The following is a 14,392-nucleotide window of genomic DNA, read 5'->3' as shown; positions in this document are numbered from 1 at the left end:
GGATCTTCGCGCGCCGCGTCAGTGCCGCGCGCGGACCATTCTCTGCAGGTATTCACCGTACCCGGACTTGGCCAGGGGTGCGGCGAGTTTCAGAACCTGTTCGGCGTCGATATAGTCCATGTAGAAGGCGATCTCCTCCACACAGGCGATCTTCAGCCCCTGACGCTCCTCGACGGTGCGCACGAACTCCGAGGCCTGCAGCAGGCTCGCATGGGTGCCGGTGTCGAGCCAGGCATAGCCGCGGCCCATCCGCTCGACCCGCAGGGTGCCGTTGTCCAGATACACCTTGTTCACGTCGGTGATCTCCAACTCGCCGCGCGGCGACGGCTTGATCGATGCGGCGACGTCCAGAACGGTGTTGTCGTAGAAATACAGCCCGGTCACCGCCCAATTGGAGGCGGGGTTGGCCGGCTTCTCGACGATCGAGGTCGCCCGGCCCTCCTCGTCGAAATCGACGACGCCGTAACGCTCCGGATCGCTGACATAGTACCCGAAGACGGTCGCCCCGCCCTGGCCCGACGCCTCGGCGCGGGCGCGCTGCAGGATGTCGGTCAGGCCGTGGCCGTAGAAGATGTTGTCGCCGAGCACCAGGGCGACCGGGTCGTTGCCGACGAACTCGCGGCCGATGATGAACGCCTCGGCGAGACCGTTCGGCTCCGGCTGGACCGCATAGGTGATCTCGATGCCCCACTTGGTGCCGTCGCCCATCAGGTGCTGGAAGGCGGGCTGGTCCTGCGGGGTGGTGATCACCAGGATCTCGCGGATGCCGGCCAGCATCAGCGTGGTCAGCGGGTAGTAGATCATCGGCTTGTCGTAGACCGGCAGGAGCTGCTTGCTCGCCACCATGGTCAACGGGTAGAGCCGGGTCCCGGACCCGCCCGCCAGAATGATCCCCTTCATCAGACCGTCTCCTCTGCCGCCATGCGGGCGGCGAAAACTTCATCCAGCGCCGTCTGCCACGACCGGTGCGGCAGGGTCGGCAGCGCCTCGATCAGCGCGGTGGTATCGAGCACCGAATAGGCCGGCCGCTTCGCCGGGGTCGGATATTCCGCGGAGGGAATGGCCTGTACCGTCGGCCGCCGGCCCCAGTGCCTCTCGGCCCGCGCGAAGATCGCCTCGGCGAAACCGTGCCAGGTGGTCTCGCCATCGGCGGTGTAGTGGTAGGTGCCGGGCGCCACGGGCGACGCCTCCATGCGGGCGCGGACCAGCGCCAGGATGGCGGCGGCGATATCGACCGCCGCCGTCGGCGTGCCGTGCTGGTCGTCGACCACCCGCAGCTCGTCGCGATCCTTGCCGACCCGCAGCATGGTGTTCATGAAGTTCGCGCCGCGGGCCGCGTAGACCCAGGCGGTGCGCAGGATCAGGTGGTCCTCCAGCGCGTGGCGGATCGCCGTCTCGCCGGCCTCCTTGGAGGCGCCGTAGACGCCCAGCGGGGACACCGGATCGCTCGGCCGGTAGGGCCGCGTTCCCTCGCCGTCGAACACATAGTCCGTCGAGACATGGATCAGACCGATCTTCCGCTCAGCACAGGCCGCCGCCAGGGCGGCCGGGCCGTCACGGTTGATGGTGAAGGCGAGGTCGCGTTCCTGCTCGGCCTTGTCGACGGCGGTATAGGCGGCGGGGTTGACCACCAGGTCCGGTCGCACCGCGTCCAGCGCGCCGTCGACAAGGCCGGGCTGGGCGAGGTCGAGGCGATCCCGACCCACCCCGACGATCTCGATGCCCGCCGCCGCGTCGTCCGCGGCCATCCGGACGAGCGCGCCGCCGACCTGCCCGGTAACGCCGGTAACCAGAACCCGCATGCTCAGCCTGTCTTTCCGGTGGTGCCGGTGCCCACGCGGGCCAGCACGTTGCGGTCCAGCAGCGGCTGCCACCAGGACTCGTTGGCCAGATACCACTGCACGGTCTTGCCGATGCCGCTTTCGAAGGTCTCGCGCGGGGTCCATCCGAGATCGCGCTCGATCTTGGCGGCGTCGATGGCATAGCGGAAGTCGTGGCCGGGCCGGTCGGTGACGAAGGTGATCAGTTCGCGCCGGGACGTCACGCCGGCCAGCGGCGGCGCGTAGCGGTCCAGCAGGTCGCAGATGGTCTGCACCACCGCGAGGTTCGACATCTCGTTGTGGCCGCCGATGTTGTAGCTCTCGCCGGCAGTGCCCTTCGACAGCACGGTCCACAGGGCGCGGGCGTGGTCCTCCACATAGAGCCAGTCGCGCACGTTCTGACCGTCGCCATAGACCGGCAGCGGCTCGCCGCGCAGGCCCTTGATGATCATCAGCGGGATCAGCTTCTCGGGGAAGTGGAACGGCCCGTAGTTGTTCGAGCAGTTCGACAGGACGATCGGCAGCCCGTAGGTCTCGCCCCAGGCGCGCACCAGATGGTCCGAGGAGGCCTTGGATGCGGAATAGGGCGACCGCGGATCGTAGGCCGTCTCCTCGGTGAACATGCCCTCGTCGCCGAGCGAGCCGAACACCTCGTCGGTTGAGATGTGGTGGAACCGGAAGCCGGCCTTGCGCTCGCCCTCCAGCGTGGCGAAATGCTGGCGCGCCGCCTGCAGCAGGCGGAAAGTGCCGACCACGTTGGTGTGGATGAACGCCTCGGGCCCGTCGATCGAGCGGTCGACATGGGATTCCGCCGCCAGATGCATCACCGCATCGGGATCGTGGGTCTCGAACACCGTCTTCAGCGCCGCCGAGTCGGTGATGTCCACCTGCTCGAAGGCGTAGCGGTTGCTGTCCTCGATCTCCGCCAGGGCGGTGCCGCTGGCCGCGTAGGTCAGCTTGTCGACATTGACCACCCGGACGTCGGTCTCGGCGATCAGCAGGCGGATGACCGCGGAGCCGATGAAGCCGGCGCCGCCCGTGACCAGAACCGTTTTCGGTGTCGCCATGCTCGTCTCCAGCGCCGCGATCAGATCGAGAAATAGGCCGGCAGATCCGCCAGCCCGGGATGCTTGGTGTCCTTGTCGGACAGGGTCGGCGTGACACCGTTCAGCGGCCAGTCGATGCCGATAGCCGGATCGTTCCAGGCCAGACCCTTGTCGTGCTCCGGCGCATAGGGAGCGGTGACCTTGTAGATCACCTCAGTGTCCGGCTCCAATGTGACGAAACCGTGGGCGAAGCCGACCGGCACCAGGATCTGGTTCCAGGCGTCCGCCGAGATCTCCGCGCCGACCCATTTGCCGTAGGTCGGCGAGCCCTGCCGGATGTCCACCGCCACGTCGAAGATCCGCCCCTTCACCACGCGCACCAGCTTGTCCTGGGCGAAGGGCGGGGTCTGGAAATGCAGGCCGCGCAGCACGCCGACCGGCTGCGACATGGAATGGTTGTCCTGGATGAACTCCAGATCGAGCCCGTGTCCGGCCAGAGTGGCCTTGTTGTAGGTCTCGGAGAAGAAGCCGCGGGCGTCTCCGAACCGCTTCGGCGTCAGGATCTTAACGTCCGGGATTGCCAGCGATTCTACCTGCACGTCGTATCCTCCGCATGCGTTGGCCAGCCCAGAGGTAGGGATCGTTCGAGGGCGGGCGAGAAACCGCGGCGGGTGATAGCATGGCGCAACTGACGTCCACAACTCCGCAGGCCGCCGCGCTTATTCGCCGCGGCGCTGTATGCTATCATTTGCGAAAGCAGCATTTTGGCACGATGGTATGCTACCGAACTCCTGATAATAAGGAGGCGGGCGGAATATAATGGCAAGGAAACCGATCGGGACCTGATGAGCCTGACGACAGAACCCTTCGACCGACGGGTCGTTCCCTTGCGACCCCGGACGGTAGCAGCCAGCACCATGCCGGACCCTCCTCGCGAGCCGGTGCGTGCCCATGCCTGTACCGTGGTCGTCGTGTCGTACCGGACCGGTGCCGTCCTGCTAGACAGTGTTTCCGCCGCCCTTGAACAAGACGGGGTGCGATCCGTCGTTCTGGTGGACAACGGCAATTCGGCCGATACCCGTGCCGCGATCGATGCGCTTGCCGCCGAAGACAAACGGCTGATCGTCGTGCGCGGCCAGGGGAATGTCGGCTTCTCCAAGGGCTGCAATCTCGGCGTCCGCTATGCCAAGACCGCCTATATCCTGCTGCTCAATCCGGACTGCGTGCTGCGACCCGGCGTCGTCGGCCGGGTCTTCTCAGTGTTCGACGACGCGCCGAACGCCACCATGGCGACCGTGCGGATCGAGAACCCGGACGGCAGCGAGCAGCGCGGCGGCCGGCGCAACCTGATGACGCCCTGGACCTGTCTGGTGGAACTGTTCCGCCTGGACAAGCTGATGCCGGACCATCCGCATTTCCAGCGTCTGAACCTGAACGAGACCGAGCCGCTGGACAAGGTGACCCCGGTCCAGTGCATCTCCGGCGCGTTCATGATGATGCCGACCGACAGCTACAACGCGCTCGGCGGCATGGACGAGGAGTATTTCCTCCATGTCGAGGACGTCGATCTCTGCATGCGGGTGATCAAGTCGGGCGGCGAGATCCTCTACGTCCCCGATGTCGCCGTCATGCATGTGAAGGGCACCAGCCGGGTCTCGCCCTTCACCGTCGAATGGCACAAGTCGATCAGCGCCACAAAATATTTCCGCAAGCACTTCCGGCCCCAGTATCCGGACCTGATCCTGCGCATCATCGGGGCGGCGATCTTCGCCCGGCTGGCCGTACGGGCGGTGCCGATCACGCTGGCCTGGATCGGCGCTCGGCTGACCGGCGGCGGCAAATAGACCGGGCGGTCAGTCGCGCCATCCCGCGATGAAACCGCCGAAAATGGCGCGGAGTTTTGCGCCCTTGTCGGTCTCGTAGACCGCAGCCTTCCAGACATCGTATAGCGCGGCGGTGGCGTCCCAGGCGACCCAGGCCGGTACCTGGGCGGCGAAGCGCCGCCAGACCCGCACACGGTTGCGGTGGATGAGCCGGCGGCGCCAGGCGGAGTGGGTGTTCAACGCCACCTTGCGGCCCAGCACCTCGGTCTCGTGGAACTCGCCCAGGCGATGGGTCAGCACCGCGTCGCCTATGCCGACAATCTCGAACCCGGCCCGGCGCAGGCGCAGGCTGAACTCGATATCCACATAGTCGATGAAGAACGGCCCGGCCATCGGCCCGACCACCTCCAGCACGTCGCGCCGGATCAGGCTGCCCGAGGCGATGGCAAAGACGCCGTCGCGGACCACAGCCCCTGGCGCCATCCGCGCCCGCCGAAGATCCCACCCAGTGCCGCTGGAGAGCAGATAGGGCTTCAGCGTGCCCTCCGCATCGCTGAGCCGCGGCGACAGCAGGCCGACGCGCCCGCGATCCGCCAGCTCCGTCCAGCCGCCCAGCAGCCGCGCCACCATGTCGGGCGCCGGCACGCTGTCGTCGTCCAGCAGCAGGATCCAGTCGGTCCCGGCTGAGCGGGCGATCTCCAGCCCCTGATTCTGGGCCGCCGCCAGCCCGACATTCGCCTCGTTCTCCACCAGCGTCAGCGCATCCGAGCGATCGGCCCGGCCGCGCAACCGGGCGCGAACCTCGGGCGCGCTGCCGTTGTCCACGAGCACCACCTGGGCGCATTGGGCCAGCGCCGCGTCCAGCACGCCGTCGAGCCGGTCATCGGGCTCGTAGCTGACGATCACCGCCAAAACGCGCGGGTCCTCCGCAACGCCGCCCGAGAGCCGAGCCGGCAGATCGGCCAGCGGCCGGGCGTCGATCCCCCGCCGCAGGAACCGCAGCGGCGACCAGGTCATCGCCGCAAGCGCGCCCGCTTCTGCCGTCTGCGCGATCGCCGCGCGCTCCCGCAGGGTCACCGGGACCGCCCGCAGCGCCTCCAGCAGCGCCCTCGCCCGCGCACCGGCACCGCCGCGCAGGACGCCCGCCAGCACGCCGGCGAGCGCCAGCCCCGCCATCACCGGCGCGAAGGCCAGCCCGGCCAGCGCCGGCATCCCCCGCATGTAGGTCCAGACCCGGTTCCGGGTGGCGTGGCGCAGCACGAAATCCGAGGCGGTGGAGCCCGATCCCACATGGCGCACGATAGCCCAGGGGGTGATCACCGAACGCCAGCCGGCCCGCCGCAGCCGCAGCGCCAGGTCCACGTCCTCGTAGTAGCAGAAGAACCGTTCGCAGAAGCCGCCGACAGCCTCGAACGCTTCGCGCCGGTACAGCGCCGCGGCGGCGCAGGGGCCGAAGACCTCGCTCTCGACGACCGGGACCGCCAGGCCGCCCTTCCCGCCGCGCCAGGCCGCCCCCCAGGGGGCATAGGGATCCCCCATCCCGTCCAGCCGGTCCGGATCGGCATCGAGCAGTTGCACCGAGGCAATGCTGGCGGCCCCGGGGTGGCGCTCGGCGGCGGCGATCAGGGCGGCAAGCCAGCCGGGTTCCGCGAAGGCATCCGGGTTGAGGGTGACCAGATACCGCCCGCGGGCCGAGCGGGCGGCAAGGTTGTTGCCGGCGGCGAAACCGAGATTGTCCGGGGAGCGGACCACGGTCAGCCAGTCGTAGTGCGGGATCGCCTCCACCGACCCGTCCGTGGAGGCGTTGTCGACCAGGATCGCCTCGAAGTCGCGCCGGGTCTGACGGTCCAGCGCCTCCAGGCAGCGAGCGAGGTCGGGGCCGGACTGGTAGGCGACGATGAGGATGGAGGCAACGGGAGGGGCTGCGGGCACGGTCTCAAATCGCTTGCTCGAAAATCGGAGCCTCACCCTACCACGCCGGGAAGCCCGTGCGAGCGTCCTCGGACTTGACAGACCCGCGGTCGGACAGGCCAATGCCTCAACCTTCGAACGAGCCGCCCCATAGGACGCAATGACCCGCATCGTTTCGCGTTTCCCGCTGCCCCCGATGAGCCTCGGCACCGAGCGCTATCTCACCGTCCACACCTACGGCGACCCCGACGCTACGCCGAAGGCGTATATCCAGGCGGCCGTGCACGCGGGCGAGCTTGCCGGGTCGCTGGCGCTGCACCACCTGATCCGCCGGCTCGACGCGGCCGAGCACGAGATCCTCGGCCATATCATGCTGGTCCCGATCGCCAATCCGATCGGCCTGTCCCAGGTGACGCGCGGCAACGTGTCCGGCCGCTTCGCCGAGGCCGACGGCGCCAACTTCAACCGCGGCTATCCGGCCATCGCGGGCGAGGTCGCCAACGCCGTGCGCGGCCGGCTCAGCGGCGATGCCGCCGCCAATGTGGCGCTGGTGCGCGAGGTCATCGCAGACATCCTGGCCGACCGAGCCAGCATGGCGGAAACCGAGATCGACTATCTGCGCATCACCCTGATGCGCCTGGGCTGCGACGCCGACCTCGCCCTAGACCTGCACTGCGAGGAGGAAGGGCTGGTCCACCTCTACCTCGACACCATGCACTGGCCGCAGGCGAGCGACCTGCCGCGCCTGCTGGGCAGCGAGGTCACCCTGCTGACCAACCCGACCGGGGCGATGTCCTACGACGAGGCCTTGACCACCCCGTGGCGGCAACTCGACGAGGAGCTGAGCGCCGCCGGGATGCGCGCGGGCTGCCTGTGCTCGACGGTAGAGCTGCGCGGCGCCGGCGATGTGGGCGATGCGCTCGCCGAGGAGGATGCCGACCGGCTGTACCGGACGCTGCAGCGCTACGGGATCATCGACGGTGGGGCGGAGCTGGACATCGATACCGCCTCCCCCGTCCGCACCGTTCCGGTGGAGGGCATGGAGCGGGTGCAGGCGCCGACCCCGGGCATCATCAGCTTCCGGGTGCCGCTGGGAGCCGAGGTGACGGAAGGGCAGCCGATCGCCGACCTGATCGACCCCACCGCCGACGACCCGGCCGAGGGCCGCACCGAGCTGTTCGCCGAGAGCGACGGCATCGTCTATGCCCGCCGCATCCAGCGCTTCGCCCCGACCGGCGCCACGGTGGCCAAGATCGCCAGCAACCGGCCCGTCACGGTGACGTCGAGCCATCTGACGGACTAGCATCGATAACGCCTTGCATTAACTTTCGAATTAATTTGAAATTCCACCAAAGGCGAAGCGTAAAACATAAATGAATATGCGTACCTTCAAATATTTAGCACAACCTTAGAATAGAAAGGCACAATAATGCTATATCGGAGTTTGACGTCTTGGGAAACGCCCGATTCACGAAATAATCTTGTATTTTTTGCCCAAAGAATGGATGAATTATCATTCGAATATACTTTAGACAGCCACCGTCCCCCAACAGCGACGCCGCCTACCCTTGTTATAGAGTGTCTCGATGCATTAGATTATGCAAAGCATAATATAAAAGCGCTACCGGGCGCACTTCACCTTTTAAAGGAACTTGAAACTAGAACCCGGGGAAACCCCATAATTAAAGAGATGGTGAATATTGATTTAGATAGTTTTTTCCAAGTCGACAAGACTTCTCCAGAAGAAATTTTTAAACGCTTGTCAGTATTATCAGGAGAAATTAAGCAATACCCATATTCAATTAAATGCTTTAAATTAATTCAGCGCATATTGGATGAAGAAAAATTAGACCGCAAGATAGATCTTGATTTTTTGTGCAGAGAGTTAGTTTCTTCTCTTATTAATCTTGGGCTAAGCAGTCAATGGATTCATAATTCCGTTGTTAAGTTCTTTTTTGAGGAAAAAGTACCAAACGATATTGATGTACGAAATTTCTGGAAAATTATATTTCCTCACACTCATTGGTTCAAAGTTGTAACACCCATAGATTCTAAAGTACATTTAGTAGAGGACTCCTATCTAAGTGCGTTTGGCGCTAAGATAATAAACAAAGATGACGTAGATGACTTAAAAGAACATATAGATCCAGTTTGCGGTGAGTATTTTCAACGCGTTGTTGTGAGCGACGATGTTCGGGCAAAAGATCCATACGAGGCAGTCGAAGTCGCCAATCATCGTATTGCTAGACTACATCACGTATATGGGCTTTTTAATCACAAGCACTCCTTGAGTATCGGCGATGGGTCCTACGTCATTCAAAAATGCTGTACTGAAATTAAGGGAATTTATTCAAATTCACTAAACAGAATGCAGTTCGTCCGCGACAAACTACCGGCCCGAGCTGCCAGGGCTATGGAAACTATGATGAAGGAAATACGATTCCCAAACGGACCCGATAAGAAAAAATTTTTTAACGCCGTGAGCTTCCATGGAATGAGCACTAATTCTACCTCCGTAGAAAATCAGCTTGTAAACATTTGGACCGCACTGGAAACAATAACTCCTGAATCATTCTCAGGTAGCACAATATCAAATGTTACCCATGGAGTTTTGCCTTTTATTGGTTTAAATTATATGAGTAGACTCCTACGCTGCTTGCTCGGGGATATTTTACGGTGGAATAGAAAACTGGCATATCGCGCCATTAAATCCGCAAAATGCGGTGAAGATCACAACCTTCTGCAACAACTATATTGCCTTCTATCTCTTAAAGAAAACGAAGATATTCTGTCTGATTTATTTAAGAATATGGGAGATTTTCACCTTCTCAGATATAGAACCTATACCCATCATAAAACCTTAAAATCTCGTCAAGCCACCCACAAGGCAGTAGAAGATCACGAACGCCGAGTGGAATGGCAAATTCACCGTATATACCGAACTAGAAATTTGGTTGTTCATCGAGGTCAACTCCCAAGCTTTGCAAAAACACTAGTAGTGAATGCCCACGATTACTTTGATCAGGTTTTCGAGTTGACTTGCTCCCTAGGAGGAAAAAATCAATATTACAACACTTACAGCAATTGCTTTAATTATATGGAAATGCGCTATAATAAATACAAAAATGACTTATTATCAAAAGATCCGATTTCGACCAATGACGCTGAAGTTGTTCTCTGGTTTCCTCCTGGAGCAGTTGATGACCGGGCCCTTCTGCCCGAATGAATAGCAACGAAGAAAAAGCCCGCCCCGGATGCACCGGAGCGGGCTTTGAAATTCGGGTAATCGAGGACCGACTTACGTCAGCAGGTCCAGGATGAAGCGCGGCAGGCCGAAGCTGCCCTGGTGCACCGCCGGGGTGTAGTAGCGGGTGGTGATGTCCGCCTTGGCGAAACGCTCTTCCAGGACCGACAGCTCGGTCTTGCGCTTGGCCTTGTCGTCCGTCGCCCAGCCGAAGGCCATGAAGCCGCCCTGGTAGGTCGGGACCGGCGCCACGAAGAACCAGACATCGGCGAAGCTCTTGCCGAGACGGTTCCAGGAATTAGTCACCTCGGAGCCCTGCAGGGCCGGCACACCGTTCTGCGTCACCACGATGCCGCCCTCGGTCAGGCAGCGCTTGCAGTTGGCGTAGAACTCGGCGGTGAACAGAACCTCGCCCGGACCGATCGGGTCGGTGCTGTCGACGATGATCACGTCGAACCGGTCGCCGGTTTCGGCCACATAGGCGGCCCCGTCGGTGATGACCAGCTCGAAGCGCGGGTCGTCGAACGCGCCGGCGCTGAGCGACGGCAGGTGCTCGACGCTCATGTCCACGACGGCACGGTCGATCTCGACCATGGTGACGTACTCGACCTCGGGGTGCTTGAGCACCTCGCGGGCCATGCCGCCGTCGCCGCCGCCGATGATCAGCACGCGCTTGGCATTGCCATGGGCCGTCAGCGGCACATGGGTCAGCATCTCGTGATAGACGAACTCATCGCCCTCTGTGGTCTGAACCACGCCGTCGAGAGTGAGCACCCGACCGAACTTCTCGTTCTCGAAGATGATCAGATCCTGGTGCTCGGTCTTCTCGCGATAGAGCACGCGATCCATGCGGAGGCGCTGCGCCAGCCAGGGGTGCAGCGTCTCCGTGAACCATTCCGTCATACCACCATGCCCCGCCGGTGATCGCCGACATTGACGCGCTCGGGCTCGAAGGCCTCCTTCAGCACGTCGATCGCCTTGTGCGGCTGCGCGTCGCCGCACATGAACACGTCGAACGCCGCGTAGTCGCATTCCGGCCAGGTGTGGACGGAGATGTGGGACTCGGCCAGCACGGCCACGCCCGACACGCCGCCATTCGGCGAGAAGTGGTGCAGGTGGATGTGCAGCAAGGTCGCACCGGCTTCGGTCACGCACTTCTTCAGCGCCGTCTCGATATGCTCGATGTCGTCGAGCCGGGAGGCGCCCCAGAGATCGATGATCAGATGCGTGCCGGCGAAGGTCAGACCGTCGCGCTTGACGAAGTGGTCGAAGCGTTCGTCCGAACTACTGAAACCCGTGGAGGGGAGCCGGATAACATTGTCGTCGCTATGACGACGGGCGGATTCGTCCTGGAATTCGCTCGGCTGAGTGGCCGAGTCCATCCCCAATTTGGCGGTGAGTTCCATGTCTCACTCCTCCTAACCAGAAGATTGACCCAGCTACCCTTAGACCCTCCACCCCCATGGACCACGAGGAGCCCTACGGGACGAGCGGAATGGGCAGACAAGAAAACCCACCCCACAGGGGGCGGGCATCACGAATATTCGCCGGTTTGGACCCCACCTTCATGCGAAGGCATGGCGATCATCGTGCAGGCAGTGCGTCGAGTCACCTCCGTAGGGGCTTCGCCCCTGACGCCAACGAGTTGGACCTCCGGTCTCCACCGTCGGCCCAAAAAGAAAGGCCCGGATCCGTGGGGCACCGCCCCGCCGTTTCCCGGCCCGCCTTCTGAAGCGGAACATGGAGACGAATTGCCGATGGGTCAAGGGGATTCGTGTGGGTGTCAACGGTATGTCGGGCTTGACCCTAACGCATGGCTCGGGGCTAGCTTTCAGGGAATAAACCGGCTGTGGAGACGCCGATGCCCATCGATCTGTGGCTAGCCTTCGTCACCGCCTCTGTGGCCATTCTTCTGCTGCCTGGACCGACCACCATGCTTATCGTCGGCTATGCCCTTGGCGACGGCCGGCGGGCGGCCTTCGGTGCCGTCGGCGGCGTGTTGGCGGGCGACCTCGCAGCCCTCGCCATCTCCGCCGTTGGACTGGGCGCGATCCTGGCAAGTTCCGCCGTCGTGTTCACGGTGATGAAGTTCGCCGGGGCCGCCTACCTGATCTGGCTCGGCGTGAAGATGTGGCGCGCGCCCGTCGACCCCCATGCGGTCGACGCGGCCCAGGCGGGCGCCGTCGCGGACCGGTCGAAGGGCCGTCGCCGGGCGCTACACGGCTTCGTGGTCACGGCGCTGAACCCGAAGCTGATCGCCTTCTTCATTGCCTTCCTGCCGCAGTTCATGACGCCGCACGCCCCGGTGCTGCCGCAGCTCCTGGTGCTCGCTCCCACCTTCCTGGGCGTGTCGGTGATCACCAACAGCCTCTATGTCCTGGCCGCGAGCGCCGCCCGCACCCGGCTGCGCTCTCCCGCGGCGCTGCGCACGGTCAACCGGGTCGGGGCCGGCTGCCTGATCGGCGCCGGCGTTCTCACGGCCGCCCTGAGGCGGACGTGAAGGTCGCCGTCCTCGTCCTGCTCGCGGTCCTGCTCGGTGCCTGTCAGACGACCGCGGTGAGAGACGACCGCTTCGTGCGGTTCTTCGACGAGCTGACCTTCGGCAGCGGCGCGGACGGCGCGGCGGACAAACAGCGCACCGCCCGCCGCTGGGAAGGCCCGCTCGAATGGACGGCGGAGGGATCCGAGACGTTCACCCGGATCGCGGCGTCGCGCATGGACCGGATCGCCGGCATCGCCGGCCGCGACTCGGTTCAGGTGCGGGAGAACGGAGTGATCCGCTTCCGCCAGGACCCGATCGGTACCGCCTATCCGGTCCAGGAGAACCTGACCTCGTGTTTCGTGCGGCTGTCCTATGCCGGCGACGAGATCATCCGCGCCAGCATCTGGATCGCCGAGGACACCGAGGAGCGCATCATCCGCTGCATCGACCATGAGATGATGCACGCGCTCGGCTTCCGTTTCCATTCCGCCGCCATCGCCTCGGTGATGAGCCCATTCCACGAACAGATGACCCTGAGCCGGTGGGATATCATGGCGCTGCGGGCGCTGATGTCGGACCGGCTTCAGGCGGGAACGCCGCGGAACGAAGCCCTGGCAGAGGTCGAACGCATGTTTCCCGCCCTCCAAGCCTATGCGGATCGCGAGGCGTCACGTACGGCAACCAACTGAGAGGATCCGATGAGACTTTTTCTCGCTGCCCTCCTTCTCTGCCCCCTCGTCCTTCAGGGCATAAGCGCCGCCGCGGCGCAGGATGCCGGGCTTGACTGGCAATCGGTGCGGTCCAACGACACGAAGATCCTGATCGACCTGCCGGAGGCGACGGGACACGGCATCTTCCTGAAGGCATCCGACGACAGCTTCAGCAGCACCTTCCACGTCGCCCGCTACAAGACCGACAAGTTCAAGCTGGACCGGGCGATGCTGGTCTATATCGAGCTGCAGCCCGGCTACCATTTCCGCATCGCCCGGACGGCCGAGCGGGTCCTGAAATGGCGCTCCCTGCAGGGCGCCGATATCGATCTTGGCCAGCGGCTCCAGCTGACGACCGACCGGGGACTCCTCGACGTTCAGCGCTTCCGTTTCGAAAACAACGTGGAGTGTGCGGCGATCGCGCAGACCTGGGGCGTGTCCGGCGGCGAGCTCTCATCGGCCGGCACCGACCAGCTTCTCGGCTATCTCTGCGAGGCGCCCGACGTCGCGGTGACGACCGACCGTCTGCTCGCCGTGGCGCAGGCCATCCACGTCCGCGACTGACGCCGCGATCCGCGCCGCCCCGGATCGGCCGTGGGTTGCATCGGGGCGCCGGAGAGGTTAAGGCCGAGGGATCCTGGGGGCGGGTATGCGAGGAGCGTCGGCGGCAGGTCCGCGGCGCCGACAACTCAAGAGTGAGGAAGTATGCGCGATTCCCTGAGACGTCTGTTTTTCGCCGTAGCGCTCGTCGCCGCCGGCGGCGCGGTACTGTCCGCCTCTCCGGCCGAAGCCCAATGGGCCAAGGTGCGCAGCGCGGAGTCCAAGATCCGCCTGACCCACCCGATCGTGGAGAACACCCAGGCCACCTACACCACCCGGCAGCAGGGCGGCAGCCCGGCGACCCAGCATGCCGCCATGTATCAGTCCCCTGAGACGCGGCTCGCCCGTGCCCTCGTGGTCTATGAGGAGATCTCCAGCGGCGACCGCCTGCACACGCCGAAGGATCCGGATCAGATCGCCAACCTCATCGGCCAGACACGCGGCGCGAAGCCGGAGTTCAGCGAGTCCTTCGACGTAATCACCGGTACCCGGCAGTTCACCGTGCGTCGGTTCTCCAGCGGCGCGGATCTGTGCTTTGCCTTCACCCGCACCTGGGATCAGGGCAAGACCGAGATCGTGGAAGCCGGCAACCGGGCGACCTGGGGCTTCGCCTGCGCCAATCCGAACGACGCGGTGGCCAACGACACCATCGCCGATGTTCTCTCCGGTCTGGCGATCAACGAGGGCTAACGGCATAAGCGGCCCACCCTTCGACACGCCCCGCCCCGGCTCAAGTCCGGGGCGGGGCTGCTCAGG

14 protein-coding genes are annotated in these 14,392 nt (G+C 63.8%); 7 read left to right on the top strand and 7 right to left on the bottom strand.

Annotated elements, in window-relative coordinates; translation table 11 throughout:
- Positions 1-18: 18 nt before the first annotated feature.
- From rfbA to rfbC, 4 genes are read right to left on the bottom strand one after another with little or no spacing between them, the layout of a single operon-like run.
- On the bottom strand, positions 19-900 hold the full coding sequence (rfbA, locus tag T8K17_RS09530; RefSeq protein ID WP_322334271.1) for a glucose-1-phosphate thymidylyltransferase RfbA: 882 nt from the start codon (positions 898-900) through the stop codon (positions 19-21).
- Entirely contained in the window at positions 900-1,802 is a 903-nt protein-coding gene (gene rfbD, locus T8K17_RS09525) for a dTDP-4-dehydrorhamnose reductase (RefSeq protein ID WP_322334270.1), read from the bottom strand. The genes rfbA and rfbD overlap by 1 nt, the downstream gene beginning before the upstream one ends.
- 2 nt (positions 1,803-1,804) lie before the next feature.
- Positions 1,805-2,887 (bottom strand): dTDP-glucose 4,6-dehydratase, encoded by a 1,083-nt coding sequence (gene rfbB, locus T8K17_RS09520; protein WP_322334269.1) that lies wholly within the window; start codon positions 2,885-2,887, stop codon positions 1,805-1,807.
- 20 nt (positions 2,888-2,907) lie between these two features.
- Positions 2,908-3,465, bottom strand: coding sequence for a dTDP-4-dehydrorhamnose 3,5-epimerase (rfbC, locus tag T8K17_RS09515; protein ID WP_322334268.1), 558 nt, complete (start codon positions 3,463-3,465; stop codon positions 2,908-2,910).
- Between the two features lie 318 nt (positions 3,466-3,783).
- Here rfbC and T8K17_RS09510 point away from each other — a divergent pair, with 318 nt between their 5' ends.
- On the top strand, positions 3,784-4,710 hold the full coding sequence (locus T8K17_RS09510) for a glycosyltransferase family 2 protein (protein ID WP_322334267.1): 927 nt from the start codon (positions 3,784-3,786) through the stop codon (positions 4,708-4,710).
- A 9-nt stretch (positions 4,711-4,719) separates the two neighbouring features.
- Here T8K17_RS09510 and T8K17_RS09505 read toward each other — a convergent pair whose 3' ends face one another.
- The gene (locus T8K17_RS09505) at positions 4,720-6,621 is read right to left on the bottom strand and encodes a glycosyltransferase (protein WP_322334266.1); all 1,902 of its coding nucleotides are present in this window, start codon (positions 6,619-6,621) and stop codon (positions 4,720-4,722) included.
- Positions 6,622-6,760: 139 nt separating this feature from the next.
- On the opposite strand from T8K17_RS09505, the gene T8K17_RS09500 reads away from it, so the two are divergent.
- Complete coding sequence (locus tag T8K17_RS09500) at positions 6,761-7,903, top strand: succinylglutamate desuccinylase/aspartoacylase family protein (protein WP_322334265.1); 1,143 nt, start codon at positions 6,761-6,763, stop codon at positions 7,901-7,903.
- A gap of 198 nt (positions 7,904-8,101) precedes the next feature.
- Positions 8,102-9,826, top strand: coding sequence for a hypothetical protein (locus T8K17_RS09495; protein ID WP_322334264.1), 1,725 nt, complete (start codon positions 8,102-8,104; stop codon positions 9,824-9,826).
- A 72-nt stretch (positions 9,827-9,898) separates the two neighbouring features.
- On the opposite strand, the gene speE is transcribed toward T8K17_RS09495, so the two are convergent.
- Positions 9,899-10,747, bottom strand: coding sequence for a polyamine aminopropyltransferase (speE, locus tag T8K17_RS09490; RefSeq protein WP_322334263.1), 849 nt, complete (start codon positions 10,745-10,747; stop codon positions 9,899-9,901).
- Positions 10,744-11,250: an adenosylmethionine decarboxylase gene (gene speD, locus T8K17_RS09485; protein WP_322334262.1), complete on the bottom strand. Its 507-nt coding sequence runs from the start codon at positions 11,248-11,250 to the stop codon at positions 10,744-10,746. The genes speE and speD overlap by 4 nt, the downstream gene beginning before the upstream one ends.
- A gap of 455 nt (positions 11,251-11,705) precedes the next feature.
- Here speD and T8K17_RS09480 point away from each other — a divergent pair, with 455 nt between their 5' ends.
- The 4 genes from T8K17_RS09480 (at position 11,706) to T8K17_RS09465 (ending at position 14,326) form a co-directional block, all read left to right on the top strand.
- Positions 11,706-12,344 (top strand): LysE family translocator, encoded by a 639-nt coding sequence (locus T8K17_RS09480; RefSeq protein WP_322334261.1) that lies wholly within the window; start codon positions 11,706-11,708, stop codon positions 12,342-12,344.
- A complete protein-coding gene (locus T8K17_RS09475; RefSeq protein WP_322334260.1) occupies positions 12,341-13,015 on the top strand; it encodes a DUF2927 domain-containing protein in 675 nt (224 codons plus the stop codon). Before T8K17_RS09480 ends, T8K17_RS09475 begins: the two co-directional genes overlap by 4 nt.
- Positions 13,016-13,024: 9 nt before the next feature.
- The gene (locus T8K17_RS09470; RefSeq protein WP_322334259.1) at positions 13,025-13,600 is read left to right on the top strand and encodes a hypothetical protein; all 576 of its coding nucleotides are present in this window, start codon (positions 13,025-13,027) and stop codon (positions 13,598-13,600) included.
- A 141-nt stretch (positions 13,601-13,741) separates the two neighbouring features.
- The gene (locus T8K17_RS09465) at positions 13,742-14,326 is read left to right on the top strand and encodes a hypothetical protein (RefSeq protein WP_322334258.1); all 585 of its coding nucleotides are present in this window, start codon (positions 13,742-13,744) and stop codon (positions 14,324-14,326) included.
- The last annotated feature ends 66 nt before the right edge of the window (positions 14,327-14,392 follow it).

This window comes from Thalassobaculum sp. OXR-137, from assembly GCF_034377285.1.
In the GTDB taxonomy this organism is placed as follows: Bacteria; Pseudomonadota; Alphaproteobacteria; order Thalassobaculales; family Thalassobaculaceae; genus Thalassobaculum.
This window is presented reverse-complemented; position numbering and strand designations above follow the sequence as displayed.

Excerpts from the sequence above, each read along its gene's own strand:
- T8K17_RS09510 (WP_322334267.1), top strand. The coding sequence starts at position 3,784 with ATGCCGGACCCTCCTCGCGAGCCGGTGCGTGCCCATGCCTGTACCGTG.
- T8K17_RS09480 (WP_322334261.1), top strand. The coding sequence starts at position 11,706 with ATGCCCATCGATCTGTGGCTAGCCTTCGTCACCGCCTCTGTGGCCATT.
- T8K17_RS09470 (WP_322334259.1), top strand. The coding sequence starts at position 13,025 with ATGAGACTTTTTCTCGCTGCCCTCCTTCTCTGCCCCCTCGTCCTTCAG.
- rfbD (WP_322334270.1), bottom strand. The coding sequence starts at position 1,802 with ATGCGGGTTCTGGTTACCGGCGTTACCGGGCAGGTCGGCGGCGCGCTC.
- speD (WP_322334262.1), bottom strand. The coding sequence starts at position 11,250 with ATGGAACTCACCGCCAAATTGGGGATGGACTCGGCCACTCAGCCGAGC.
- T8K17_RS09465 (WP_322334258.1), top strand. The coding sequence starts at position 13,742 with ATGCGCGATTCCCTGAGACGTCTGTTTTTCGCCGTAGCGCTCGTCGCC.
- rfbA (WP_322334271.1), bottom strand. The coding sequence starts at position 900 with ATGAAGGGGATCATTCTGGCGGGCGGGTCCGGGACCCGGCTCTACCCG.
- T8K17_RS09500 (WP_322334265.1), top strand. The coding sequence starts at position 6,761 with ATGACCCGCATCGTTTCGCGTTTCCCGCTGCCCCCGATGAGCCTCGGC.
- speE (WP_322334263.1), bottom strand. The coding sequence starts at position 10,747 with ATGACGGAATGGTTCACGGAGACGCTGCACCCCTGGCTGGCGCAGCGC.
- T8K17_RS09495 (WP_322334264.1), top strand. The coding sequence starts at position 8,102 with ATGGATGAATTATCATTCGAATATACTTTAGACAGCCACCGTCCCCCA.
- rfbB (WP_322334269.1), bottom strand. The coding sequence starts at position 2,887 with ATGGCGACACCGAAAACGGTTCTGGTCACGGGCGGCGCCGGCTTCATC.